Source organism: Methanosphaera sp., from assembly GCF_022768985.1.
Taxonomy (GTDB): Archaea; Methanobacteriota; Methanobacteria; order Methanobacteriales; family Methanobacteriaceae; genus Methanosphaera.
The window spans coordinates 51,063-75,125 of the sequence record NZ_JALEKL010000004.1 but is presented as its reverse complement, the minus strand read 5'-3'; the positions used below and the strand labels follow the sequence as shown (position 1 = coordinate 75,125).

Here is a 24,063-nt window from a genome sequence, read left to right as displayed (position 1 = left end):
AGAATTTTTGGTGAAATATAATCCCACCAAATCTACTCTTTTTTTATTTTTTTTTATTTTAATTTTTAACTATTTTTTATTTATCTTTTCTTCATAATCTGCAATAATTTTTTCAACACGCTTTGCATATGTATGTTCAGCTACAACATCTACTTCTACAGGTTCACGATTTAATGCTTCTTCTATTTTTGCTGGAAGATCTTCTTTATCTTCATATACAATAACACTATCACCAAAGACATCTTCAATTCCCTTTACATGATCTGATACTATTGTTGCACCACATGCAAGAGCATCAAAGATTCTATTTGATATAAAACCTTTCTCAAGCATGTCATCCCAGTGATCATTTAGTAGTACATCACATGATGAATATGCCCTGTATACTTCCTCATTTGGAATATAATTATCTGTTATGTATTTATCATCAAGTATTCCTTCCCAGTTATTTCCATAGATTTGAAGATCATAATCTGTTGGTAGAAGATCATGTAAAATCTTACGATATATCATTCTTGAATTTCCAACAAATAATAGTTGACTTTTGTAGTGTTCATCATAATGTCTGTGGAATCTCTGTGGATTTGTACATTGAAGTAGTGCTTCTACATCAACATCAAGTACTGGTTTTATCTTCTCTGTCCAGTAATTTGATGAAATATAAACCTTATCAAAGCTATTGTATTCACCAACACTTACACGGTTAGGATGTGAAATATTCCATAGTATGTTATAATGTGATGGTTTTGGCTCATAAAGTCCTGTACCACGAAGTACCAGTACTATATCATAGAGTGCATCTGTATTATTTCTCCAGTCATCATGAAGTTGAAGTCTTGATGGATATCCATGTAAGTTAAATTCCTTCTGAAGTTGTAATCCAAAGTGATAATCTCCCCAATGATACTTATTTTGTGCTCTTGGTGTTGGATACTTTATTATTATACGATCTTTAGATGCAAAATCTGCAAGTATTTCAATTAACTCATCTGCACGTACCTTATATGTATGTTGTTTTAATACAATACTACGTAATTCCTCAACTGTTGCATCCATTAGTTCTGGTTCACTTAGGTAGAATTCTATCTGTTCTTTTAGTGAATCTGCATCATGATATACTGGCAGTTTATCTCCAAATAATTCTTTTGCTCCTATTTCACCGTTTGTTATAACTAGTTTTCCTGATGCAAGTCCATCAAATATACGTCCATTTACACCTGATGGTACTTCTGTAAGATCTGTTGCATCATCTATTATTATCTTTGTTGATGCATAAACTTCAGGCATTATTTCATATAATTGATGTCCCATGTTGTATTTTTCTAGATTTTCAAAGTTTTGCCATCTTTTTCCATAGATTTTAAATTTATATGGTATTTCATCAGGATTTAATATTTCTGATATTTCACGCTCATCATGCCAGTCATTTCCTGCAAAGATGTAGTCACATTCAAATTCCTCTCTAGACTTTACATCTGGATTGAATTTTTCAGGATTTGTTGCCACAGCAAGTAGTTGTGCTTCATATCCTGAATTTTCATTAATATAGTGAAGAGATCGACTATTTGAACATAATACTAGGTCATATGATTCAAAGTATGACTTATTTATCCACCATTCAGGCCAGTTAAGAATCCATGCTATTTTTATTACAAGATTGTTTTTTACCTTGATTTTATCGATGTTATAACTATTTACAAGTGATATTATCACATCAACATCACAGTCAATGTTAAATTTATCTTCATCATTACTTTTTGATATGAAATTTACTTCATATCCCCTATTTTCTAGTTCTTCGGCAAGTCCTTGTGCTATAAAATATTCACCTGTTGCTGCATATTTTCCTTTTTCTAGTGTTATGAAGGTGAATTTCAGTGGTTTTTCTGTAAAGAACCTATTACATCGTATCTTATCATTTAATACTTCTTTTTTAAGCCATCTTTGCCATTTCTTTGCGAAGTGTTGATTATTTAATGCTTTTTGTGTGTTTACTAATCCTTCTATTCTATTATCAACAGTTGCACGATTGTTATGGTATGCTGCTGCATTTGAATTATAATAATTTACATAGCCTTTTTTATATAATCTAAGTGATAAATCCACAGCTTCATATCCATATATGTATTCTTCATCAAATCCTCCCACTTCATCAAATACATCACGACGTATAAGCATTAATGATCCATTTACAGCAGGTACTTCTTCTATTATATGTTCATTGTATCTGTATACCCGTCCATCATCACGATTATATGGAAGTATGTATTTACCTGATTGTATGAATTTTACTGATGTATGTTGTAGCTTGTATGATTTTCCCTTGTTATTTATTGAATTACTACAGTCAGGATAGATGAGTTTTGCACCTACAACTCCTACATTTTCATTTTCTTGTGCTGTTTGTATGAGATGATTAAGCCATCCATCAAGTAGTTCTATATCATTGTCCATGAAAATTACATATTCACCTGTTGCATATTCTATTGCATCGTTGTATGCCTGTGCATATGTCTTATTAATCCTATTTTTAAGAACAACCAGGTCTAGTTTTTCTTTATATTCACATATTATGTCAATTGAATCATCTGTTGAATCATTTTCTACCACTATAACTTCATAGTTTGGATAGTTTGTTGATTCATCAATTGAGTCAAATAGTTTTTTAAGATATTTTTCTCCATTATAATTTAGTATTATAATTGAAACTTTTGGAGCAGTTGAATCATATTTAGGATAGCTTTGTGATATAATATCAGTATTTATCTCTATTTCTGCCTCTTTTTTATCAACATCACTATAGAAGTATTTTGATGCATATCCTAGATTTTCACCCTCAACTATGTAGTGATATAGTGGATTTATATCAACACCACGCCTATGTTTATATCGATACATGTAGTAGTTGTTATCAAAGTATCTGGATGGATTTTTAGATTCTTTATATCCTCGTGATATGTAATGATATGCTGGATTTTGCATTGTATATTTAACATCAGAATACTGTTTTAGGTAGTATTCACTATCAAATAGTGTGCTTTTTTCTATTATTTCTGCCTGTCTTTTATATTCATCTTCTTGTTGTTGTTTTTTGTTAATTTCACTTTTTGTTGCTATTGGATGTTTACCTTTACTAATTCCCTTTGTCAGGTAGTGATAGAATGCATTTGCTGATGCTAAAACTACATCACTATTATTTTCAAGGTAGTATTTTGTGTCAAATTCATGATTTGGATTATAGCCTAGCATTTCACCTTCTATTATGTAGTGTTTTATTAAGGCTTTATCACCCATATCTAGATTTGTCTGATCTTTGTAGTATTTTTCATCAAATCTGTTAGAATCATATATTAATTCTACATATTCATTGATCTTAGATTCTCCAAGTTTGAATATTGTTTCATTATCATGATGATTTAATACATAGTCAACTAGTGGATTTATATCATCACTACCTTCAAGATATCGCATCTTATAGAAAAGTGTGTTAAAATTCTTTGATGGATTAAGATTATTCTTATATCCCTCAATGATATAGTGCATTAAAGCATCAAGTGATGTATCTTTTAGTTGTGGAATCTGTGTTATGTAGAATTTTTCATCAAATAGATTTTCATCTTTAATTATATCAATTGCCTTTTGTATATCATCTGGTGTAACTTTATTTGTAGTTCTACGTTCTGATCCAAGATCATACAATACATAAAATATAAGTGGGTTCATACCACTTTTTTTAACATCATCATATTGCATGTAAAAATTAGTATCAAAATACTCAGATGGATTAAATCCCTTAAGATAGCCCTCATTAAGATAATGATCTAGAAGATCGGAGTTCTTCTCAAATACGTGTGGATAGCAACTATTATAATAGATTGGATCAAAGAGGTTGTTTTCTTCAATTAATAGTTTTGCCTTTTTAATATCATCATCTGTTAGTTCATTATTTGTTTTAATTGCTGAATTTGATGTATTTTCATCATAGATTTCTTTTACATTTTCATTTGTCTGCATAAATCTTTCAACATAAACCTGACTTTTTTCATTTAATTGCTTGATTTTATCATTAATATCAACACTTAACTGTGCAATATCCATATTTTGCTCTGATATATCCTGACTTTCATGATATTTTCTTATTGATGAATTATCTGTAATATAATCATCTATATCACCTTTTAATTCAACATCATCATCACCAGATTTTCCACTAGATTTTCCATCATCATCATTATTGTCAAAATTATTTATTGCATAGTAAATTAATGGATTTATATTGTATTTACGTAGTTGTTCATGCTCTTTGATGTATTCATTTGTATTAAATTCCTCTGATGGATCATATCCAAGTTTATATCCAACAGTTAAGTAGTGTTCTAACAGATCATCAGCTTCAGCTATTGTATTTGGATAGTTTAATTCATAGTATTCATCATCAAAGAGATTATTTTCAATTATAATTTCCTTTGCTCTTTTTATCTTATTTTTATCAAATGAATCAAGATTTATCTCCGAGTCCATCTATACCCACACACCTTATCTTTAATATATCTAAATATATTTAACTTAAAATATAATAATTTAGAAAACTAATAATATCAAAAATATAGTTGATTCAAAAAAATGTTATAAAATAATTTAATAAAAATTAAAAAACATTATTATGAAAATATTGGCTTAATTTTAGTAATTTTTCAAAAAAAACATAAGATAAAGGAGTATTTAATTGACACAACAGCAAATCCAGAAAACAGATGAATATAAAATCTGTCATAAATGTCTTAAGCGTATCTATCCTAACAAGCAAAGACGCCAAAATGCTATAATTCCAACTATAAAAGAAGGAGAAGTATGTGATCTTTGTGGTAATGTAATGTTACATCTTGATAAGATATTTGACATGATAAAGCATAAAATTGAAATCTTAGGTGTTACATTTAATTCAGCACTCATTGCTGCAAAAATTAGTGATAATGACATTCTCAAACAGGAACGTGCAATACATAAAAAAGCACCATACTTTGGTAAGAACAATCTTAGAAATCAGATAAAGTATGAAATGTGTGATATGCTAAAAAGTGAACTTAATAAAACTATTGACTATGACAATCCTGAAGTTGTAATAATGGTAAAGCTACGTTCTAAACCATATGATAATCCTCTTCATGAGGAAGTTGCAGGAGTTAGTGTCTTTATTGATGTAAATCCACTTTTTATTGAAGGTAAATATTGTAAATATGAACGTGGAATTCCACAGACAAAATGGCCATGTAGTAAGTGTAAAGGTCATGGATGTGATGCATGTGATCATACAGGACAACAATATAAACGTACAGTTGAAGGTCTTATTGCAAAGCCTGCACTTGAAATGACAAATGGTAGTGAATCCAAATTTCATGGATCAGGACGTGAAGATATTGATGTATTGATGCTTGGTGAGGGAAGACCATTTGTACTTGAAATAAAACATCCATTTAATCGTATAATTGACCTTGATGAACTACAAGAGCGTATAAATACAGAAAATGTAGGTTCTGTATCTGTTAATTCACTTAAATTTACAACTAAAGAAAGAAAGGCTGAAGTTAAAAATAGTTCAACAGAAAGCTATAAGGTTTACTCTGCCATTGCTGAATTTGAAAATGGTGTTACAAGTAATGATATTGCAAAGATTGAAAAACTTGAAATTATTAATCAACAAACACCACAGCGTGTAATGCATCGTCGTGCAGACCTTGTACGTCAACGTAGTATTTATTCTCTTGAAGTTGAAAGAATAAATTCTAAAAAACTAAGATTACAAATTAAATGTCAAGGCGGATTATATATCAAAGAGTTAATTTCTGGAGACGATGGACGAACACAGCCAAATGTAAGCTCTATTACAGGTAATAAAGCATTATGCACACAGCTTGATGTTATAGAAGTACATATTCCAGAATAATATTTTTGAATATTTTTTTTATTATCAAAATAGTTATACTTATAAACAATAAAGATAATAAATATTATACAATATTAAAACATAGACTAATTATTTAAAAATTAGTAATCTTGGAATAAAAACAAAACTATGTTTAATTAAAAACTAAATTTCTTTCTTAAACTCTAAGAATATATTTTTTTATATCTAAAAAAAGGTATTCATAAAAACAACAACTCTAGAATTTAGTATTCTTAACATTATAATTAGCAAGTCATAAGTATTTGACTATTTAATTAAAAAAAACCTAAAAAAAACCTAAATTGGATTAATTGTGAGAAAAAAACCTAAATTAAAACTTCACAAAATCCTAAAAAAAACCTAAAAAAATTTAAAAGAATTTTAAATTCTACATAACATTGTTGAGATGATAAGATGAGAAAATCAAAAGGATTAAAAAGCCGATCAAGATATAAACTTAAAAAAAGTATAAGACCAAGTCGTGCTAATCCAATATCCAGAAAAATACAAGTATTTGAAGATGGAAATAAAGTACACATAATAATTGATTCAAGTATCCAAAAAGGACAACCACACCCAAGATTCCACGGAAAAACTGGGGAAATTGTTGGACAAAAAGGAAAAGCATACCTTGTAGGTATTAAAGACGGTAACAAACCAAAAGAATTAATTATAAGACCAGAACATCTTAAATTACAAGAGTGATTATGATGATTGGAAAAAAAGTCATTGATAGTGAACCTATAACAATATCTGAAGCAAGAGAAATTCTAATGCAAAAAGTAGAAGAAAAAGTGGATGAGAACAACGAAGTCGATGGCCGCCAATTCACATATGAACAAAACTTAACTATTGACTATGTCAATAAATTTGCTCTTCTTGATGCTGAAGATGCTAAAGAATTAAGAGGTAAACTCGAAGAGTATATCAGCCCAAGACAAGCAGTTAAAGTTGTAGATATTATGCCTGAAGACATGGATGACCTCAGATTAATATTTACAAAAGAAAGAGGAACTATCGAAACTGATGTTTTAGAAAAAATATTAGATCTAATCGATCAATATCGATAAAATCTTTCTTTAAAACTTTTTTTAAAAATTTATAAATTTCTTAATAAACCACCAAAAACAAATCTAATTTTAATTAAAGAAACTTATTTTACAAAATTAACTAAACTATTTTATGAAAAAAAAGATAAATTAAAGGTAATTATATTATGGCAGAAAATACCAGAGAAATTCTTAAAAAATACAATATTAGACTTGATAAAAATAAAAGTCAAAACTACTTAATTGATAATAATAAACTTGAAAAGATTCTAGAAAATGCTGATATTCAGCCTGATGAAACAATTCTTGAAATTGGTGCAGGTATTGGAACTATGACAATTCCAATGGCAAAAAAGGCAAAAAAAGTTATTGCAATTGAAAAAGATCCAATAATATGTGATATTCTACGTCAAAGAATTATTAAAGAGAAGATTGATAATATTGAACTTATCAATGATGATGCACTAAAAATTGACTTTCCAAGCTTTGATAAGGTAGTTTCAAATCTTCCATACCAGATTTCATCACCTGTTACATTTAAGCTTCTTAAATATCCATTTAAAAAAGCTACACTTATGTATCAGCTTGAATTTGCAAAGAGAATGTCAGCAAAAGAAGATACACATGAATATTCAAGACTTTCTGTAGGATTATATTTCAGGTGTAGTTGTCAAATTATTGATACACTTCCACCATCAGCATTTATTCCACAGCCAAAAGTTAACAGTGCTGTTGTTGAATTAATACCACACAACTGTGATGTTGAAATTCCAGAATTATTTGATGATACTATACGTGCTCTTTTCCAGCATAGAAATAAAAAGGCAAAAAAAGCACTTATTCAATCAGCACATGAGTTTGGATCTGATAAAAAACAACTAAAAGCATTACTTGATGAGGTTGAAAATCCTTTACTTGACGTTAAAGTATTCAAACTAAAACCTGAAGAAATACTTGAAATATCAAACATTATTGGTGAATTATTATGAGATACGATGATATAGAATATAATGAATGTGATGAGGTATATCCACCAGCTGAAGATACATTTCTTTTCATAGATAACCTCGAAGTTAAAGAAGATGACAAAGTTCTAGAAATTGGAGTAGGAACAGGAATAGTAAGTATAAAAGCAGCAATGAGTGCAAAAGAAGTTGTAGGTGTTGACATAAATAAACATGCAATAAAATGTGCACAAGAAAATGTAAAACTAAATAACATCAAAAACACTACAATAATTGAAAGTGACTTATTTGAAAATATAAAAGAAAAATTCGATCTAATACTATTTAACACACCATATCTACCAGTAACAGACGATGAACACCTAGATGATGATGACTACTCAAAAGCATGGGATGGAGGAGCAGATGGACGTAGTGTTATTGACAGATTCCTCAAAGATGCAAAAAAATACCTAAAAGATAATGGACGAATACAACTTATACAATCATCACTAAGTAACAATGAAAAAACACTAAAATATCTTAATGAAAATGGATATGTTGCATCAATTGGAGCTGTTGAACATCAATTCTTTGAAGATATAACACTAATAAATGCTAAATTAATATAAAAAAAAATAGAAAAGTGTGAAAAAAAAATAATAATTTTAAGTATTTAAAAGTCCACACTAAATAAAACCTTTAAACACCAAACCTTTAATTTACTCTTTTTTTTTAGACTATTGCAAGTCCTGGTATGAAGCTTGTTACAATCATAATAACTACAAGAATTGTAATTATAATTGTTATTGCCCATGCTATATAATTATACCATTTTGAGTTTACATATTCTCCCATAATACTTTTATCATTGATAATAACAAGCATTAATACTAAGATTATAGGAAGAATTAAACCATTTATTACCTGTGAAAATAGTAAAATATCAGCAAGTGGAATATTTGGTATTAATATAACAATTGCACATATAAAGATCATTCCAGCATAAAGTCCATGAAATACTGGAGCTTCCTTAAATGTTTTAGATATTCCTGTTTCAAATCCAAGACTTTCACATACATAATATGATGTTGAAAGAGGAAGAATAATTGCACTAAAAAGTGATGCATTAAGGAAACCTATAGCAAATATAATACCTGCATATTCTCCTGCAACAGGAATTAATGCATTTGCAACATCTGCAACATTACTTACAGGAACTCCTGTTTTAAATATTGTAGCAGCACATGCAAGAAGTATGAATAATGCTACAACACCAGTGAGAATAGGACCAATTATTGATTCAATTCTTGAATATTTAAGTTCATCACGACTTACACCTTTTTCAACAACTGATGATTGTAAATAGAACTGCATCCATGGAGCAATAGTTGTACCAATAAGACCTACAACCATCACAATATATGGTAGATTGTATTGTATGTGTGGAATTACAGCAGCTGATACCTGAGACCAGTCAGGATGTGCCATAAGACCTGCTATGATATATGATACATAGATGAAAGATAATCCTATGAAGATCTTTTCAACATTCTTATAATTACCCTTAATTACAAGAAGCCATATTAATATAGCAGAAAGTGGTACTGTAATAAGTTCTGGTATTCCAAATACCTGGGATGAAACTACAATTCCTGAAAACTCAGCAAGTGTTGTTCCAAAGTTTGCAGCCAGAAGTCCTATCATTATAAGCATGGTAAGCTTTACACCTACCTTTTCACGTATCAGGCTTGCAAGACCCTTACCTGATATTATTCCCATACGTACACCCATCTCCTGGGCTACAATTAATGAAAATATCATTGGAATAAATGTCCATATCAGGTTATATCCATAGTTTGCACCAGCAAGACTGTATGTAAATATACCAGCTGAATCATTATCAACAAGTGCTGTTATTAGTCCAGGACCTAATACACTAAGAAACATTACAATAGATGCAATTGTTGGATATTGTGCTATTTTTGATTTTATTTTTTCTTTAAATGACAAATATACACCCTCCCCAATTTATCTAAACATTTTAGGAATACGTTTTTTCCATGCTGTTGGTAGAATTATATCGATTGCATCATCTACTGTTACAATTCCCTTCATTATATTATCATCATCAACAACAGGTATTGCAATAAGATTATATTTTGCAATCATACGTGCTACTTCATCTTGTTCTTCATTAGTATTTGCAGATATTACATCCTTATTCATATAACTATATATTGGCACATCATCTTCTGCAAGAAGTAGTTCTCGCATTGTTATTACACCTTTTAGTAGGTCATCTTCAGATAATATGTAGATGTAGTATATTGTTTCTACATCGTCTGCAATTTTTCTAATTCTTTGAAGTACATCAAATGTTGTCATATTACCCTTTATTGATGCATATTCTGTTGTCATTATTCCCCCTGCTGTATTTTCAGGGTATTCTAGAAGTTCACGTAGTTCATGTGATTCTTCTGGATCCATAAGACGTAGAATTTCTTCTTTCTTCTCATCTGATATTGATGCAAGAAGGTCTGCTGCATCATCGGGTGACATTTCATCAATAAGATCTGCTGCCTGTTTTTTCTCCATTTCAGTAAGTAGAGTTCTCTGTTTTTCTGGTGAAATTTCCTCAAATGCATCTGCTGCTGATTCATCATCAAGGGAATTTAGTATACTTATTGAATCTGATATTCCAAGATTGTCCACTATTTCTGCAATGTCAGCAGGATGTAGTTTTGTTAGTTTTTCCTTTGGTACATTAAGTTTTAAATTTGAAAAATCTAGTGAATCAATATCTTTCCATGATATGATATTGTTTTCTGGGTGTAGCCTCTTAGATACTGCTTCAAGTCCTAGTCTTCTAAATAGTCCATTGATCCCTATATCTACACCTATTATGAAGTAATTACCATTTTTATATGATATTTCGACATCATTTACACGACGGATTTTACTTCCTTCCATATCTACTACTTGTCTATCTAGTATGTCTCGTGATAGTTTTATTACAGAGTCCTGTTTTGGGTATTGTTTTATATCTTCAATGTTATGTGTGAGTATAACTTTTTTTGGTGTTATTTTTTTAATGTATCTTGAGGGTATAAAGTATGGTTCTCCATTTGCCTTTATTTTTAATGCCTCAATTTTTGGGTATGTTCTATCAGATGAAATTACTATATCTTTTACTTTTCCATATTTTTCATCTTCATCTGATACTACTTTTTTATTTAAAAGTTCTGAAAGGTACATTGTGAAAGATCACCACCGCACATAATTTATTTTTTTTGTTATATTTTACATCTAGGGTTTAGAGAATTTTGTGTAAAATTTTATTTTATTTTTTTTATGATGATCTTCTAAAATTTTATTTTCTAAATTGATAGTTGTTCTTCTTTTAAAACATCCATTATTATTAATTCTCTTAACTCTTCTATTCCATCAATTGTTCTTATTTTTGAGTTAATTATGTCATTTAACTCATCTAGTGAATGTGCCCATAGTTTTATTAAAATATCATACTCACCTGATACACTATATACTTGTGATACTTCTGTTAGTTTTGGTAGTTCTTTTTCTACATTTTCATGTTTTTCTGTTTCTGTTTGTATGATTATGATTGCTGCTACATTGATTCCTAATTCTTCTGGATTTAGGATTGTTGTGTATTTATCGATTATATTGCTTTTTTCTAGTTTTTTTAGTCTGTTTGATACTGTTGAGTCAGGTATTCCTGTTTGAGCAGATATTTTTGATATGGGCATTCTCGAATTTTCTACTAGTTTTGCCAATATTTTTTCATCTGTTTCATCCATAATTTTTTCATCTCTTTAAAAAGTAAATCTATTTAGATATTATTTATATTACATAATTAATATAAAGATGTTGGTAAATTTCCCAAAATATCAATAAATTTGGGAAGATCCACAACATTTATGTAAAATTTTTGGAAAAATACCAAGATTTAGTATGATAATTCATGATAAATTATAAAATAAAAATATAAAAAAAAGTAGTTGAGGGAGATTAGAATTTATTAAGCAAAGCCCTTACATAATTCATTGCAATCTGGAAGATATACTTTGGAAGATTTAAGTAGTAATCGTCCTTATGCTTTTTAATAAATGCAAGATTTGTCTTAATATGATTTTTTTCTCTTTTAAATACAGAACTCTTATGGCGTGACATACCAACCTTATGCCATATTATTGAATCCATAACAGTAACTACACTGTATCCTGCCTCTTTAAGACGAACAGCTAAATCAACATCTTCACATCCGAAGAAGAAGTTAGTATCAAGATATTCACCATTACTAATTGCCTCAGATTTAATTAAAGCACCAGCACCTGAAACCCAGTCACATTCAACAACACTACGTGATAAATCATAGTTTTCCTCCTCCATTATACTATGATGTCCTGGGTAATGATCAAGATCTACAACACTTCCAACACACCATATTTCATTGTGTGAACCTTCATAGTCATAATAATAAAACTTAGGACCAAGCAGACCAATAGTTTCATCAGCAGTTGCAACATCAATCATCCTAATAAGAAAGTTAGGATCTACAATTGTATCATTATTTAAAAGAAGCACATATTCAGGCTCATCATACTTCATTGTATAGTCAATTGCAATGTTATTTCCACGTGCAAAACCATAGTTGTCATGATTTTCAATTAAAAGTAATTTTTTATCATCACCAACTGTTGTGTAGTCAACTTTATGGTTAAGTTCATCTTCATCTAATCTTATAACATCAATTGGCTTTGTATCTTTAATGTAGTTTGTATACTTAGTTTGTACTTCAATATTTCCTTTTGCATAGTCTAATATTTTATCTATTGAATCGTTACTTGATGCATTATCAACAACAATCACATTATAATTTGGATAATTTATCTGATATAATGACTCTAATGCTTCAAGTGTATCATCATATCCATTCCAGTTAAGAAGTATTATAGAAACTAATGGCTTCATACCCTATCACCTATTTTTTATCTATTATACGATACATATTTTTAAGTAATCTTTCACCTGCAGCATCTAGTGTCCAGAATGAATTTACATATGCTTTACCATTTGCTGCAAGTTTATCCCATAGTTGTTTATCATTAAATAATTTAACAATTGCATCTGCAAAGTCTTGTTCATCACGTTGTGTTAGAATTCCTGTCTTGTTATGTTTTACAGTTTCTTTTATTCCACCCTCTTTTACACCAACAACAGGTGTTCCACATGCCATTGCCTCAAGTGGCACATAGCCGAATGGTTCAAGATATGGTGCATATACAACAGCCTTTGCCATGTTATAAAGACGTATAAGATCTTCATCTGATATCATTGACATAATATCAAGTTTCACACCCTGTTTTTCGGCTAGATCTTTAAGATAGTTTACCCATCCTTCATCTCCACTGTTTCCTACTACCACTAGTTCTGGTCTTTGTTTTTCATCTATTTTTGCTATTGAATTTATTAGAAAATCATATCCTTTTGGTGGTATGCATGTTCCAACAGAAAGTACAAAGTTTTCACGCTCAAGGTCAAGTGGCTTGAATTTTGTTGTATCAACACCAATATATGATACATATGCATTTTTTCCATACTGTTTTAGTATTGATTCATGACTAAAGTATGAATTTGCAAGTAGATTTTCTGAGTACTGTGCAAAGTCATAGTCTTGTTGGTAGTTTTGTGATTCTACATATTCAACGTAGTACTGTGCAAATGGCTTTATTAGTGGATGATTAAAGATTCCTGATTTTGGCTTTTTATCATTTACTTTCTTTAGTATTACATCTGCTCTTACTGGTTGTTGACAGTAGTAGAGATTTGGTACTTTTAGATATTTGAAGATTATTGGTGTCATTGTAAATTGATCTTGTTCACAGTATACTATGTCATAGTCTGAGTTGTTTAGATCTTCTGCTATTTGTTTTTCTGCTTTGAAGACATTTTTTACTGATTCTCGCTTGATTATTGCTGGTACATATGAAAATATTGAGTAGATTTTCTCACGCCAAAAGCTTGGTTTTACATCGTATATGTACATGTTTGTTGCTATTGGCTCAAGTGGCAGGTAGTCTTCATTTGCTGTTGATGGTATGTATACATCTACTGTGTGTCCATTTTGTGTTAGGTAGTCTATGTATGTATATAGTGATCTTTTTGCTCCTCCTGATGGAAGATTATGAAATACTGCTATTTTTAATTTCTTCTTCACTTTTATTATCCCCATTATAAAATTACTTTAAAAAAATTTAATCCCCTAATTTTTTTTAGATTATTCTTTTTTTATTTCTTAGTCCATCAATTAATGCTTTTATTAATATCTTTGAATATTGTGTGTTTTTTGCTATATTCATAACTGATTCCTTCATTACATACAACACTATGTAAATTAGGAATTTATAGTAAATATTTCGACTACTATGACGTTTCATATACCATATCCTGTTACGTGTATGATAATATATTCTCTTAAGTGATTTTATTGATGCACCTTCCTTATGATAGATAGATGTCCTATCACATATTCTTAATTTATATCCATATTCTCGTGCTGTAGCAGACCAGTCTACATCCTCCCAGTACATGAAATAATCACAATACATCACACCAACAGTCTCTAAAACCTCAAATGACATTAAAATACATGATCCTGTAATAAAATCATACACGTCTGTCACTCCAGGTTCTCTTATTGCCATTGCCTCACCATGAGTTTTATCAACTAGTCCTCCACCAATTGTTTGAATCTTGCCTGGTTCATGATAATAGTAATGCTTAACACCCATAAAACCAGTATCAGGATACTTCACATATTCAGATATCATCTCAGATAATAGGTTTGGCTTAACTGTTGTATCATTATTTAAAAGAAGAACATAATCAGTATTTTTAGTAGCAAGAATATAGTTTAATGCTACATTATTTCCACATGCAAAGCCTGAATTTTCATCATTAAGAATAAATAAAACATCAACACTATCAGGTTTTATGTATCCGTCAAGTTCACATTTCTCCTTGACATCATATGTGTAGCTGCTACGTTGAAGGTAGCTTTTAATATATTCAACAGATTCAGGCTGTGAGTTATTATCTACAAGATAAATATCAAAATTATCATAGTTGAGATTTTGTAATGAATTTAGACATTCAACACTATCTTCATGACCATTCCAATTTAATAAAACCAGCGATATTTTACTATTTGCTTTCATAATAACCCCAAATAATCCCCTTTTAAATAAAAAAAATTTAGTTTAAAAAAAAATTTTTAGATAATGAATTTAATCATTACCTAAAAAAATATTTACTTAATCATCTTGTGTATTTTTTTCATAGGTGCATTCCTTTGCATCCTTAATTTCAACATCTATCATATCTTCCTTACTAAAGGCTGCCTTAATTCCACTTTTAAGGTATTTAAATTCATCAGTATCCATTATCTCTTTCATCTGATAACCAATAGCTATACCTGAAAGGAAAAATCCTAATTTTGAAATTGTAGATCTTTTTGTCATAGTAATCACATTCATTATTATTAATAAAATCTCTTAGAATTTACTTATTCATTATATTTATTTTTTGTATAATGTTATCTTTTCTATTATAATATAAATAATCTAATCATTATCCATATAATTAATATCTAATTAACACTAAAACAATTAAATAACAAAACAATTACTAAAAATAAGAGGAGTGTAGTCTTTTTATGGCAAAATTTCAATGTATATTTCCAGCACTTAAGAATTTCATGTTAACAAAGGATGTTGGAATGATACCATATAAACTATCTAGTAATTATAACGTATCACTTATAAGTTATAACAATGATGAATACACCTATCTTAATGAGATATTTAATAACCAAATAGAGCTTAAATTCATAGAAAATAGTGGAAATGAAAAAGATGACATAAAAAGATACATTAAAGAAAATATTAAAGATATAGATGTTATACAATTCTATCATCTCAGATATTCAAATCTTGCATGCTACATCTTCTATATTAAACTATTAAATCCAAAGACAAAAATCTATCTTAAACTTGATGCAAACAATCATATTATTGATTTTCTAACCCAGAGAAAGGGATTTAAAGCATCAATGAGACGACTTCTTACAAAGATACTATTTAGATTTATTGATGTAATAAGTATTGAAACAAAAAGAAACTACAAACAACTTATAAATTCAAATGTAGTAGATGATAATAAGCTCTTATATCTACCAAATGGTGTTATTAAAACAGATGTAGATGTTAATTGTAAGGAAAATATCATACTCTATGCAGGATACATAGAAAAGAAGAATAAATCAACAGATTTACTAATTGATGCAATGAGTGGTGTTGATAAAAGCTGGAAGTTAGTCCTTGTAGGGGAGGTTGTAGATGATATGCATGAATTTATTGATGAATACTTCAGAGAAAATCCCCACATGAAAGATCAGATAATCTTTGAAGGCTACATATCAGATAAAAAATTACTCTCAAAATACTATGCAAAAGCAAGCATCTACTGTTGTACATCAGTTATGGAAAGCTTTGGAATATCAACACTAGAGGCTGCATATCATGGAAACTACATCATATCAACAGATGTTGGTGGCTCAAAAGATATAATTAACACAACAGGATATGGAAAACTCATAAAACATGACATTGAAGATCTTAGAAATACACTCATATATACAACAAAAAACTGGGATAATATTAAACAAAAACCAGATGATATACAAGATAAAGTCTATAAAAATTTCAGTTGGGATAATTTATCTCAAAAGTTAGCTGATAAACTTCAATAAAAATTAGAATATAAAAAAAATAGTTGTTATAAAAAAAAAGTAATAAGAAAAGTTTTGTTAATAAATCTATTCTTCATCTTTTTTAAATTTAATAATACTTGTTGAGAAGTATCTTTTATTATCAACAAATCCCTGAACTATGTTTTCATTTTCCATTGTACAGTTTTGTACAGATACAATTTCTTTTTCTCTTGGATCTTGATTAATACAATCTTCAAGTACATCAAGATGTCTTGATGTTTTCATAGCTACTACTGTATCAACATATGGTAATATTTTTGTTAATTTTTCACTTACTTGTGGAACAACAACCATTATATCATCTTGTTCTGTAAGCTGAATACCAGATCTTGCAGCACATGCTGTAAATGATGTAATACCAGGTACAAGTTCAACTTCCACACCTTTACTTTGAAGTCTTGATGAAATATATGAAAATGTACTAAATACTGTAGGATCACCAAGAGTTACAAACACTGCATTTAATCCTTTTTCAAGTTTTTCAAATAATACATCTGTTGCTTCATCCCATGATCTGTGAAGTTCTTCTTTATCTTCTGTCATTGGAAATAGTGGCTGATATATTTCACATTCATCTTCGCGTTCATCAACATATTTTTGAACAATATTTAATGCAACACTAGGTTTTCCACTTCTTGATTGTGGAGCAAATACAATATCAGTTTCCTTAATTAATCTTACTGCTTTCATTGTTACAAGTTCAGGATCACCAGGTCCTACACCAATTCCATATAATTTTCCAATTGCCATAAAAATTCCTCATAAATTTTAATATATATAATCTAATAATTTTGAAAAAAATAACTCATTTAAATCCATATTTTTTAAGTAAATTAAAGTAAAACTTACTTTTAAGTTATCAATACAATTTATACTAATACTATATACGTCTACATATATAATTTATAAACTCCAATTTAGACAAAAAAGAGCGAATTTTATTAAAAAAAAACATTTAAAAACAAATTGATTTGAAAATTATTCAAATCATAACAAAAACTAAAAAATGTAATGAAAAAGAAATATAGAAAACATGAATATGATATTTTGTCCAAAATGTGGAATGTTAAAAAATAAGTGTGTGTGCTCAGAAAGCCAAGAAGAAAAACACGCACCAGTAAATAGGCCAACAAAAGAAGAAAAAGAACTTCTGCAAAAACAACACCCAGATATTGATGATGAAATTATTGAAAACTTCCCATTTAAAGAAGCAAGATCTAACCAACTTGAACTTATTGAGGAAATTCTCAATGCATTTGAAGCAGAAGATAAAAAATATGTAATACTTGAAGCTGGAACAGGAACAGGGAAATCTGCAATAGCAGCAACAATTGGACAAATTCTACAACCAGCATATATTCTTACAATGACAAAACAACTACAACGACAATATGCTGATGAATTTGGATATTCACAAGTAAAGGGAAGAAATAACTTCTCATGTCTTGAAAGTGGAATGATAAACAACTGTGATATGGGAACATGCCAGGTATCACGACAAAGAGATGATTTTTCATGTCCATATGGTATAAAGATTGAAAAAACAACACAAAAAGATGTGACAGATGAAAATCCTAATGACTACTACAACACACCATTTACATTTAAATCATCAAATAGATGTCCATACTGGAATCAGAAATCAGCTGCAATAGAAGATCCAATAACACTTCTAAATTATGACTATGCATACCTTGAATTTAACTATGTTCAACACTTCCAGAAAAGAAATCTTATGATTCTTGATGAAGCACACAACATAGAAAATAAGATCATGCAAAAACTTGAACTTAACATCTATGACAGACAACTAAAAAAAGATATAAAACAGGGAATACCTAAAGAATTCCTAAAATATGATGATGTAACAGAATGGATCATCTTCCTTGAAGCAATATTTGAATCATATCATCAACTAAAAACAATCATGTATTCAAAACAGAAAGCAGACAGAATCGAGTCAACAAAAACAAGACTAAAAGAAATAATAAACAGTATCAAAGCAGACCCAGATGACTGGATTGTATCAGTTGAAAATGATCATGTATCATTTAAGCCACTGAAAGTTGAAAAATATGCAAAGAAAATGCTATTTGACTATGCAGATAAAGTACTCTTTATGAGTGCAACAATACTAGATAAAAGTCTATTCTGCAAATGGCTGGGAATTGATGAAGATGAAGTACACTACATACGATGTGACAGCCCATTTAAAAAAGAACGCAGACCAATACACATGAAACTAGTAGGAGCAATGTCAAAACGTGCACTATGGCATACAGCACCAAGAACAATACCAGTACTAAATGAAATACTACAAAAACACAAAAATGAAAAAGGACTAATACACACAAGCAGCTACAAATGCCAGAAATACATAACACAACACATCAAAGATCCAAGAATACTATCACATACCCCAAAAACACGTGATGCAGTACTACATGAATTTGAAAAATCAACCAAACCAAACGTACTAGTAAGTCCATCAATGAGTGAAGGAGTAGACCTTCCATATGAGAAATGTCAATTCCAAATTATCTACAAAGTACCATACCCATACCTGGGAGATAAACAAATCAATGAAAGAAAAAACATAGACCAACAATGGTATGGATATAAAACAGTAATGACACTCATGCAAGCATATGGACGTGGAATGAGAGCAGAAAATGACCACTGTGAAACCTACATACTAGATAAAAACATACAAACACTACTTAACAGCAAAGTATACAAACCACTCATACCAGAATTCTTCAAAGAAGCAATAGTATACGACTAAATTGGATATTGAACAATCAATATCTCTTAAACTCTTTTTTTAAATGATTAAATAAGTTAATTTATTATGTTTTCTTAGATTAATTATAACTTATAACTTAAAACTAATAACTTATAATTAAAAAGATACAATCACGTAGCATACCAGCTCAAATAAACAATGACAAGCAATAATAGAGGAAATAGAAAAAAAGAAAAGAGGATAAAAATTAATCATCCTTATCATTATAGATACCAATATCATCGAATGAATTATTTAAAATATCATCTATATTTACTGAACCATCTAAAATAAGATTTATTACATACATTGCTCTGTCTAAATTAACATCCCATATTTCACATTGTTCTTTAGTAAGAGCTTCTATATCATAACTTTCTTCAGAATATTCATCTAATTCTTCCTCAATATTGTAAGATAATATTCGAATTATGTATTTTATTTTAGCTTCTTCTCCTAGATTTTTAAAATCATCAGAAATACCTTTTCTACCTTTAAAAAATTTTTTAAATTTGAATAAAATTATATTTTTTAAAGGAGATTTAGACTTAATTTTATCAATTTCTAGAGTAATTTCCCTCATTTTAGCTTCTAATTCTTTTATTTCATTATTAATTAGTTCTTCTCTTTCTTGATAATACATGAGATCTCTTTCTAAGATAATTTTTTTTTATTAGATCTTCAGGTAAATTCATATCAACATCTGAAATATCATTTCCTGTTTTTTCTTCAAAATCTTTTAATTTTTGAAAGGTTTTTTCACTACATGTTCCATTTAATTCTTTTTCTCTATTTTTTTTTGAAGATAGATTGAGAGGACCTAATTCAGATAATGTTTTATGAAACTCTTTCATAGTTTTCTGGAATTTTGCACCTTCAGATGCAGAAATCCATTCAAATCTGAATCTTTCTTTTTCAATTCCAAATTCTTCAATAATATCTTGAGTTAGTTTTGCTCTACGAGACCATTTATAGTTTCCTGACTCATAGTGACAATCACCAATATGACATCCACCTACAAATACTCCATCAGCACCTTCTTCAAATGCTTTGAAAACCATTGAAGGATCAACTCTTCCAGAACACATCACACGTATAATTCTAACACTTGGTGGATATTGCAAACGTGAAGTTCCGGCAGTATCTGCTCCCCCATAACAACACCAATTACATAAGAAACCTACAATTTTTATATCATCAGACATCTCAAATCACCCTTTATAGTTCGCTTTTTTCTGAAGAGTATAAAGGAGGTTTAACAACATCGCTAACACCAGCTTTATAACCTGTTCTTTTAGCATATTTCTTTTGTACTTTATCAAAGACTAAAGATATTGGAATATCACTTGGACATACATCATCACACTGACCACAGTTTACACAACTAAGCCCAATATGAGAAATTCTACTTCCATGGTAGATAAGCGGACTAATAGGTAGTTCAACATCTTTTGCAAAGTAATCTTTCTTCATTTCACATCTATCAGAACACCAACATATTGGACAAATATCCCTACATGCAAAGCAGGCTATACACTGCTGCCATATATCACATCCACCAACTTTTTCATAGTTAGCTTTTTGGCTTTTCTTAGCCATTTTAATCATAATATTTTCAACTTTTGATCTGGCTTTAATTGCAGGTTCTGCTGTATCTTTAGTTTCAATAAAACCAGTACTTATTGCACCATCAACGATTTTTTCACCTAATTCATCGTTAATTTCAATAAAAGTCCATCCTTCTTCTGCTCCCCAGTTACCACAAGCAATATTTGCACCACGAGGTATTTTTACATCACATCTTTGACAGTTTTCACGACGACCAAAACCTTCTTTTTCTAAGTGATGTATTTTAACACCTTTTTCAGTACCGTCAGCCAATTCAACAATGAATTCTCCTTTATCTATTTCTTCACTTACAACATCATCAGGATCAATTTCATAGAATAATTCAATCATCTTTCTTCCACTTATCGGAGAAACAGTACCTCCACAGTTTAAACCGATTGTAATAATGTTGTCTGGATTAATTTTATGTCTTTTTATAAGTTCATCAATCGATCTCATATCACAAGCTTTTGCAGTTAATGCAATTTTCATATCAGAAAGATAAGCTCTTATTAAATCACCAGCTAATGTTGGTGCACAGTGGTAAGATCCTGCCGTATTAATTAAATCTTCAGGGTCTGTTACAAGTGTAGGAACTCCATCATAAACATCATCTCCAGGTTTAAGAGCTAAAACAGCATCAACAAGGTTGTTTTCTAATAAGTATTTGAAAATACTAGTTACAGCTCCACCACATTCTCCAGCTTTATGTATTTGTGAATCTTTAGATTTTGCTAATATATATTTCATTTTAACTCCTCTTGTATTTGATTAATTATTTCAATTCCTGTTAAAATATCATCAGCAGCTTCAATTACTGGATTAATATATTTAGTTGTTCCCATTGCATTTGTAAAGCTACCTTCACATTCAAGCCAGTTAGCCGTTGGAACGACTACTTCTGATGCTTCAACTGTATCATTTATGACTGGTGAAATACTTATCATGGTAGTTACATCGTTTGGAGATAAATTAAATTCAGTTAATATATCATCGTTAAAAATTAATAACAATCCACTATTTGTAATTAAATCAATCATTTCTTCTTTTGATTTAGCTTCAACAAATTCTAATGCTCCTTTAGAGTTACTTTTACTAAATACGGGCAGTATTTTAGAATTATATTTTCCAGCTATTGTTTTAATCTTTTCAAAATCATCAGGGGATTCGATTTTATTGAAAAGAATAACTGAATTTTCATCTAATTGATCTAGATTAAAATTATCTAAATACTCAGAAATTGATTCGACACAAGTATAATCAGAGAGTGTTTTTGTCACACAGTTTTCTAAGTCTCCAATTGCACAAATCTCAGTTCCTTTTCTATGTGCATGGATAACTCTCCTAGCTACTAAAGGATTGTCAAATATTTCCCCTATAATAAAAATAAAAGATGCATTATCAACATCATCATACGTTGCAACTTCACCATCATAATTAGTAAAATTATCTGTATATAGTGCTAAGTTGTAATTGTTTGCTTTAGCAAACTCTTTAATAGCTTCAATTTCTTCGTTGCTATTGTTTCCAGAACATATTACAGTTACTTTATCATTACTCATTGATTTGAGTCTGTTTGAAACTTCATTAATTGATTTATTTACTTCTACAGTTTTTTTTATCAATTTTTGCTTCACTTAGTTTATTTTCTGAATTTATAGCATTTTTTGAATTTAAACAGTTTTTTCCTTCATTTATAGGATCTCGTCTGTAGGGGTATGTTCCTACGACTTTTTCATCTTTAATGACCACACTAATACCACATCCTACACTACATGAAGGGCAAATGGTGTGTTTAATTTCTAACACATATATCACCACCTAGTATAAACTTCAAAACATAATCTTAATTTCATTCACGTTGTGAATTTTTTTTTCTAATTATTACTTTTTATTTAAGCAAAAGTAGAATATTTAACTTAAGCTTAAATAACCAATAGTATAACTTATTTTTAATTAAATAAGTCTTATGATTAACTAGTATGTACTAATAATAATATAAATATTGTTATTATCGAAAATAGACAAAATTTAGTTATTTTAACGAGTTAGGACTATTCTGGTTCTATTTTTAGTAATTAAAATTTATAATGATTAATTATGATAAATTAAATAATAATCACTATTTTTTAAAAAAATAATACTTTTTCAACATCAATAAAAACTTAATTTAAACAGCTAGAATAAACTAAATTAAGCCTAAATAATGGTATTTTTACAAATAATCATCTAAAAAAAATTCTAATTAAAAAATAATGAAAATTAAAGTAAAAACCAATAAAATAAATTAAATAATAATTTTTTAAAAAAAGTACATTTCTCAAGTATTCATACTAGATGATAACACAACTTTCTCTAAAGTAAGAGTAGTTAAAATAATGGGGAGATGAGGAGTTTATATGTGGTAAAACTCATAGTAAGTAGTGCTCTTTTACTAAATGTACTATTGTTTTTGCCTCTTCTGTCTGTTCTCTTGGAACTTTAAATGAAATTGGTACGTTCATAGAACCTCCATTAGCCAATACAATTGGATTGTTAGTTACACCAATTTTAATATCTACATCAAAATCCAGAGTACCTGCAGTTTCAAAGGAAATAGTTTGAATAGCATCTTTAGGGAAAAATTTAACTTCTACCTTTTTACCACTAACACCTTGTACATCTACTGTGTATATTCCATAATTAGTTAAGATGACACAATCTCTTAAAAAATGGAACGATTGGATAACTTCTTCACCTGGAGCAAGATATTCTTCCACAATTGAAACATCTCCACCAGTATCTGCATATCCCATCATTTTATTAAATAGTCCCATAATATCACCATAGTTATCTTTTTTAATTAAATGAAGTTGGCATAAATTAATCTTTGATTTTTA

The 24,063-nt window shown here is 29.3% G+C and carries 21 protein-coding genes and 1 pseudogene; 7 read left to right on the top strand and 15 right to left on the bottom strand.

The annotated features are described in order from the left end of the window. Positions 1-69: 69 nt before the first annotated feature. Positions 70-4,521, bottom strand: coding sequence for a glycosyltransferase (locus tag MRZ80_RS01540; protein ID WP_292535530.1), 4,452 nt, complete (start codon positions 4,519-4,521; stop codon positions 70-72). 205 nt (positions 4,522-4,726) lie between these two features. Between MRZ80_RS01540 and MRZ80_RS01535 the strand changes: the two genes are divergently transcribed. The 5 genes from MRZ80_RS01535 to MRZ80_RS01515 all read left to right on the top strand — a co-directional run bounded on the left by MRZ80_RS01535 (position 4,727) and on the right by MRZ80_RS01515 (position 8,569). Beyond that, positions 4,727-5,944, top strand: a complete 1,218-nt coding sequence (locus tag MRZ80_RS01535; RefSeq protein ID WP_292535528.1) for a tRNA pseudouridine(54/55) synthase Pus10 — start codon at positions 4,727-4,729, stop codon at positions 5,942-5,944. 414 nt (positions 5,945-6,358) lie between these two features. After that, on the top strand, positions 6,359-6,649 hold the full coding sequence (locus MRZ80_RS01530) for a 50S ribosomal protein L21e (protein WP_292535526.1): 291 nt from the start codon (positions 6,359-6,361) through the stop codon (positions 6,647-6,649). Between the two features lie 2 nt (positions 6,650-6,651). Then, on the top strand, positions 6,652-7,014 hold the full coding sequence (locus MRZ80_RS01525) for an RNA polymerase Rpb4 family protein (protein WP_292535524.1): 363 nt from the start codon (positions 6,652-6,654) through the stop codon (positions 7,012-7,014). Positions 7,015-7,160: 146 nt separating this feature from the next. Continuing rightward, positions 7,161-7,982 carry a 16S rRNA (adenine(1518)-N(6)/adenine(1519)-N(6))-dimethyltransferase RsmA gene (gene rsmA / locus MRZ80_RS01520; RefSeq protein ID WP_292535522.1) on the top strand — a complete coding sequence of 274 codons (822 nt, stop codon included), beginning with the start codon at positions 7,161-7,163 and terminating at the stop codon, positions 7,980-7,982. Beyond that, the gene (locus tag MRZ80_RS01515) at positions 7,979-8,569 is read left to right on the top strand and encodes a HemK2/MTQ2 family protein methyltransferase (RefSeq protein WP_292535520.1); all 591 of its coding nucleotides are present in this window, start codon (positions 7,979-7,981) and stop codon (positions 8,567-8,569) included. Before rsmA ends, MRZ80_RS01515 begins: the two co-directional genes overlap by 4 nt. 103 nt (positions 8,570-8,672) lie before the next feature. Here MRZ80_RS01515 and MRZ80_RS01510 read toward each other — a convergent pair whose 3' ends face one another. The 7 genes from MRZ80_RS01510 to MRZ80_RS01480 all read right to left on the bottom strand — a co-directional run bounded on the left by MRZ80_RS01510 (position 8,673) and on the right by MRZ80_RS01480 (position 15,496). After that, on the bottom strand, positions 8,673-9,950 hold the full coding sequence (locus MRZ80_RS01510; protein ID WP_292535518.1) for a divalent metal cation transporter: 1,278 nt from the start codon (positions 9,948-9,950) through the stop codon (positions 8,673-8,675). A gap of 18 nt (positions 9,951-9,968) precedes the next feature. Next, positions 9,969-11,195 (bottom strand): CBS domain-containing protein, encoded by a 1,227-nt coding sequence (locus MRZ80_RS01505; protein WP_292535516.1) that lies wholly within the window; start codon positions 11,193-11,195, stop codon positions 9,969-9,971. Between the two features lie 122 nt (positions 11,196-11,317). Further along, complete coding sequence (locus MRZ80_RS01500; protein ID WP_292535514.1) at positions 11,318-11,758, bottom strand: Lrp/AsnC family transcriptional regulator; 441 nt, start codon at positions 11,756-11,758, stop codon at positions 11,318-11,320. A gap of 211 nt (positions 11,759-11,969) precedes the next feature. Continuing rightward, positions 11,970-12,932, bottom strand: coding sequence for a glycosyltransferase family 2 protein (locus tag MRZ80_RS01495; RefSeq protein WP_292535512.1), 963 nt, complete (start codon positions 12,930-12,932; stop codon positions 11,970-11,972). A gap of 10 nt (positions 12,933-12,942) precedes the next feature. Next, entirely contained in the window at positions 12,943-14,178 is a 1,236-nt protein-coding gene (locus MRZ80_RS01490) for a glycosyltransferase family 4 protein (protein WP_292535510.1), read from the bottom strand. Positions 14,179-14,233: 55 nt separating this feature from the next. Continuing rightward, the gene (locus MRZ80_RS01485) at positions 14,234-15,178 is read right to left on the bottom strand and encodes a glycosyltransferase family 2 protein (protein WP_292535508.1); all 945 of its coding nucleotides are present in this window, start codon (positions 15,176-15,178) and stop codon (positions 14,234-14,236) included. Between the two features lie 96 nt (positions 15,179-15,274). Beyond that, positions 15,275-15,496, bottom strand: a complete 222-nt coding sequence (locus MRZ80_RS01480; protein ID WP_292535506.1) for a hypothetical protein — start codon at positions 15,494-15,496, stop codon at positions 15,275-15,277. A 179-nt stretch (positions 15,497-15,675) separates the two neighbouring features. Between MRZ80_RS01480 and MRZ80_RS01475 the strand changes: the two genes are divergently transcribed. Then, entirely contained in the window at positions 15,676-16,770 is a 1,095-nt protein-coding gene (locus tag MRZ80_RS01475) for a glycosyltransferase family 4 protein (RefSeq protein ID WP_292535504.1), read from the top strand. Positions 16,771-16,836: 66 nt separating this feature from the next. On the opposite strand, the gene cobI is transcribed toward MRZ80_RS01475, so the two are convergent. Beyond that, complete coding sequence (cobI, locus tag MRZ80_RS01470) at positions 16,837-17,541, bottom strand: precorrin-2 C(20)-methyltransferase (protein WP_292535502.1); 705 nt, start codon at positions 17,539-17,541, stop codon at positions 16,837-16,839. Between the two features lie 283 nt (positions 17,542-17,824). Between cobI and MRZ80_RS01465 the strand changes: the two genes are divergently transcribed. Then, positions 17,825-19,576 (top strand): ATP-dependent DNA helicase, encoded by a 1,752-nt coding sequence (locus tag MRZ80_RS01465; protein WP_292535500.1) that lies wholly within the window; start codon positions 17,825-17,827, stop codon positions 19,574-19,576. 208 nt (positions 19,577-19,784) lie between these two features. Here MRZ80_RS01465 and MRZ80_RS01460 read toward each other — a convergent pair whose 3' ends face one another. The 6 genes and pseudogenes from MRZ80_RS01460 to MRZ80_RS01435 all read right to left on the bottom strand — a co-directional run bounded on the left by MRZ80_RS01460 (position 19,785) and on the right by MRZ80_RS01435 (position 24,000). Next, positions 19,785-20,219: a hypothetical protein gene (locus tag MRZ80_RS01460; RefSeq protein WP_292535498.1), complete on the bottom strand. Its 435-nt coding sequence runs from the start codon at positions 20,217-20,219 to the stop codon at positions 19,785-19,787. A 163-nt stretch (positions 20,220-20,382) separates the two neighbouring features. Next, a pseudogene (locus tag MRZ80_RS01455) lies at positions 20,383-20,781 on the bottom strand (hydrogenase iron-sulfur subunit); the annotation flags it as partial. 13 nt (positions 20,782-20,794) lie between these two features. Further along, on the bottom strand, positions 20,795-21,934 hold the full coding sequence (locus MRZ80_RS01450; RefSeq protein WP_292535496.1) for a Coenzyme F420 hydrogenase/dehydrogenase, beta subunit C-terminal domain: 1,140 nt from the start codon (positions 21,932-21,934) through the stop codon (positions 20,795-20,797). Continuing rightward, positions 21,931-22,809, bottom strand: coding sequence for a molybdopterin-dependent oxidoreductase (locus MRZ80_RS01445; RefSeq protein WP_292535494.1), 879 nt, complete (start codon positions 22,807-22,809; stop codon positions 21,931-21,933). Before MRZ80_RS01445 ends, MRZ80_RS01450 begins: the two co-directional genes overlap by 4 nt. Then, on the bottom strand, positions 22,781-22,993 hold the full coding sequence (locus MRZ80_RS01440; RefSeq protein ID WP_292535492.1) for a hypothetical protein: 213 nt from the start codon (positions 22,991-22,993) through the stop codon (positions 22,781-22,783). Before MRZ80_RS01440 ends, MRZ80_RS01445 begins: the two co-directional genes overlap by 29 nt. A gap of 602 nt (positions 22,994-23,595) precedes the next feature. After that, positions 23,596-24,000: a PH domain-containing protein gene (locus MRZ80_RS01435; RefSeq protein ID WP_292535490.1), complete on the bottom strand. Its 405-nt coding sequence runs from the start codon at positions 23,998-24,000 to the stop codon at positions 23,596-23,598. Positions 24,001-24,063: the final 63 nt, after the last annotated feature.

Coding starts and splice junctions, on each gene's coding strand:
- MRZ80_RS01460 (WP_292535498.1), bottom strand. CDS start 20,219: ATGTATTATCAAGAAAGAGAAGAACTAATTAATAATGAAATAAAAGAA.
- cobI (WP_292535502.1), bottom strand. CDS start 17,541: ATGGCAATTGGAAAATTATATGGAATTGGTGTAGGACCTGGTGATCCT.
- MRZ80_RS01530 (WP_292535526.1), top strand. CDS start 6,359: ATGAGAAAATCAAAAGGATTAAAAAGCCGATCAAGATATAAACTTAAA.
- rsmA (WP_292535522.1), top strand. CDS start 7,161: ATGGCAGAAAATACCAGAGAAATTCTTAAAAAATACAATATTAGACTT.
- MRZ80_RS01495 (WP_292535512.1), bottom strand. CDS start 12,932: ATGAAGCCATTAGTTTCTATAATACTTCTTAACTGGAATGGATATGAT.
- MRZ80_RS01505 (WP_292535516.1), bottom strand. CDS start 11,195: ATGTACCTTTCAGAACTTTTAAATAAAAAAGTAGTATCAGATGAAGAT.
- MRZ80_RS01525 (WP_292535524.1), top strand. CDS start 6,652: ATGATGATTGGAAAAAAAGTCATTGATAGTGAACCTATAACAATATCT.
- MRZ80_RS01485 (WP_292535508.1), bottom strand. CDS start 15,178: ATGAAAGCAAATAGTAAAATATCGCTGGTTTTATTAAATTGGAATGGT.
- MRZ80_RS01450 (WP_292535496.1), bottom strand. CDS start 21,934: ATGAAATATATATTAGCAAAATCTAAAGATTCACAAATACATAAAGCT.
- MRZ80_RS01500 (WP_292535514.1), bottom strand. CDS start 11,758: ATGGATGAAACAGATGAAAAAATATTGGCAAAACTAGTAGAAAATTCG.
- MRZ80_RS01480 (WP_292535506.1), bottom strand. CDS start 15,496: ATGAATGTGATTACTATGACAAAAAGATCTACAATTTCAAAATTAGGA.
- MRZ80_RS01435 (WP_292535490.1), bottom strand. CDS start 24,000: ATGGGACTATTTAATAAAATGATGGGATATGCAGATACTGGTGGAGAT.
- MRZ80_RS01465 (WP_292535500.1), top strand. CDS start 17,825: ATGAATATGATATTTTGTCCAAAATGTGGAATGTTAAAAAATAAGTGT.
- MRZ80_RS01515 (WP_292535520.1), top strand. CDS start 7,979: ATGAGATACGATGATATAGAATATAATGAATGTGATGAGGTATATCCA.
- MRZ80_RS01475 (WP_292535504.1), top strand. CDS start 15,676: ATGGCAAAATTTCAATGTATATTTCCAGCACTTAAGAATTTCATGTTA.
- MRZ80_RS01540 (WP_292535530.1), bottom strand. CDS start 4,521: ATGGACTCGGAGATAAATCTTGATTCATTTGATAAAAATAAGATAAAA.